At 42.6% G+C, this 2,148-nt stretch carries 5 protein-coding genes; all 5 read right to left on the reverse strand.

All coding sequences use genetic code 11. The features are described from left to right. The coding region (locus tag RMO55_RS00355; protein WP_310421772.1) for an NAD(P)/FAD-dependent oxidoreductase at window positions 1-290 on the reverse strand (290 nt) is incomplete at its 3' end. 160 nt (window positions 291-450) lie between these two features. Beyond that, the gene (locus RMO55_RS00360) at window positions 451-645 is read right to left on the reverse strand and encodes a heavy-metal-associated domain-containing protein (RefSeq protein ID WP_310421775.1); all 195 of its coding nucleotides are present in this window, start codon (window positions 643-645) and stop codon (window positions 451-453) included. A 116-nt stretch (window positions 646-761) separates the two neighbouring features. Beyond that, complete coding sequence (locus tag RMO55_RS00365) at window positions 762-1,094, reverse strand: hypothetical protein (RefSeq protein ID WP_310421778.1); 333 nt, start codon at window positions 1,092-1,094, stop codon at window positions 762-764. Between the two features lie 75 nt (window positions 1,095-1,169). Further along, complete coding sequence (locus tag RMO55_RS00370) at window positions 1,170-1,604, reverse strand: DUF1269 domain-containing protein (RefSeq protein ID WP_310421784.1); 435 nt, start codon at window positions 1,602-1,604, stop codon at window positions 1,170-1,172. A gap of 162 nt (window positions 1,605-1,766) precedes the next feature. Beyond that, window positions 1,767-2,148 (reverse strand): isoprenylcysteine carboxylmethyltransferase family protein (locus tag RMO55_RS00375; protein WP_310421782.1); only part of this gene is annotated, 382 nt, incomplete at its 5' end.

Below are 2,148 nucleotides of genomic sequence, written 5' to 3' on the forward strand. Positions count from 1 at the left end.
GGCATTCGCATGTGGTCGAAACCATCAGGATCGTATCTTTCAAAGGTTACTTCCTTGTCCAATCCAAGTTTCTTCAATACCTTATTCACAGTTTGCCCTTCACCGCAATCCCAGACATAGTGAAATTGGGCATTAAACGTATACTTTTTAGCCATTGTAAACGTATGCCCAAATCCGCCTGGATGCTCGTGAGCTTCAAGGATTTGGACGGTTTTACCAGCATTTGCCATCAAAGCACCAAAGGTCAATGCTGATAAACCACTGCCGATAATCAGGTAATCTGGTTTCATAAAAGAGTTCCTCGCAGGGTAAACATCTTTAGGCGTTGGCGTAGCCGCGCTTCCGCAGAACCGACGCTTTGCAAAAGAAGCAGGGAATGGTGCCTGTAGCCTGAGACTTTGATATCCAGTAATCGGCTCTGAAATTGAACTCAAAGCCAATTACAACAGCCTAGCTAGGGCGATAGCCAGCCTTGGTCATTGCTGCCTTAATTGTTGCTTCAGGAGATTGAGTTTCTACTGATACAGTCTTAGTTTGCGGATCGGCCTGAACAGTCGCATTAGCATCGACTGTTTTAATCGCGTCAGTGATGGTGCTGACACAACCACCACAGCTCATATTAGGAACTTTTAATTGGAGTTTCATTGTATTAAATTTTGATATTTGGGTGGTTTAGTTAAGAAGAATGTTGTAGAAGAGTATTAATACTCTACCTTTTTAGAATACGATCGAATTATGAGAATGTTATGAGCGATTCAAAACTATTCAACACTTTTTGTCTTGCTATTTGGACAGTAATCTCGACAATCAACTGCTTTCTCTGTCAGTGCGGTTGCCGGATGAAGCGCACACTTGAGATAGTGATTATCACTAAAATATCGACAGCGACGACACAGAGTTTTGGGAGGTAGTTTGAAGCTGGAGAAATGCTGCTTTTGTTTAGGAATACAAGCATAAATAAAAGCGGCGATCGTCCAAAATACCACAAAGCTAATTATCACAAAAGCTGTGTCCGAGTCAGGAAGAGTTCTAATCCCTGGCTGGCTTAGAGGAAGTGAATTAGATGGTTGAGTTGTTATCGATTTTGCTGCCATTTGCTTTTCTTCCCGAACATAGAATCTCTTGTTAGCGCAATCTATACTGATTTCAAGATTTTTTGAAGCGATGATTTATCCTGCTGCACTTTTGGTAAGAGCCGCCTGAAGTTTTGCCTCATCGACATGGGATAAAGAAGTGCGGAGGACTTTTCCCGCAAACTTGCTCAATTCGTCCAAAACTTTATCAGGAGTCGATTTTCGCACTAAAATAAAAAGGGCGGAGGTGCCAGGTTCTATCGTATTGCCCAACTCTCGAATAAAATTGTCATCAATACCGATATCCGTTAAGGCACCAGAAAGGGCACCCACGGCTGCGCCAAAAATTCCCAGCAACGGTTCAAGGAACATCAAGCCGATTAATAAGCCCCAGAAGCCGCCACTTAATGCGCCAGAAGCGACAAGTTCTTGAGATTGTTTAACTCTGACTTTACCGTCTTGATTTCTGACGACAATTGCTGCATCTTCTAAATCGATTAAATAATCTAGTTCGAGTCTTCGGAGAGCGATTTATACTTCATCTGCCTTAAATTCATCTGAAAAGCCAATTACAATTAGATCGCTCATAGTTTTATCTCTCAATTATGGTTTGTGTTTAATTGCTCTTTCGATCGCACACTCAGTTTCATGGCTGAATAATTAGACACCCGATTTTCCTCGCTGTGATAAGTACTATGGGTCATGATGAGACTCCTGTGAATGAGCTAGTTTTCTGGGAGTGGTACGACGACCCCACGGGTTAAACGCAGGGGTTGCTGCGGCATAACGGGTATACTCCTCACCAAATTCTGCTCCAGCATCGCGTTCTTCTTGGTGTGCTAAATGGATATACATCGCAACCAAAATCGGAAACATAATCAACGTCAACAGAGTGGGCCATTGCAGTAAAAAGCCAAACATGATGATAATGAAAGCGACATACTGCGGATGGCGAATTGTGGCATAAGGGCCTGAAACTGCTAATTTATGACTGCGTTGAGCTTTGTAGAGAACTTCCCAAGCATTGCCCAAATAAATCAATCCACCAAAAATTAGTACGCTACTCAGAATGTGA

The sequence above is a fragment of the Chamaesiphon sp. VAR_48_metabat_135_sub genome, from assembly GCF_031418915.1.
GTDB lineage: Bacteria > Cyanobacteriota > Cyanobacteriia > Cyanobacteriales > Chamaesiphonaceae > Chamaesiphon.

Bases quoted from the DNA above. Each gene is read 5' to 3' on its own strand.
- RMO55_RS00360 (WP_310421775.1), bottom strand. From the start codon at position 645: ATGAAACTCCAATTAAAAGTTCCTAATATGAGCTGTGGTGGTTGTGTC.
- RMO55_RS00365 (WP_310421778.1), bottom strand. From the start codon at position 1,094: ATGGCAGCAAAATCGATAACAACTCAACCATCTAATTCACTTCCTCTA.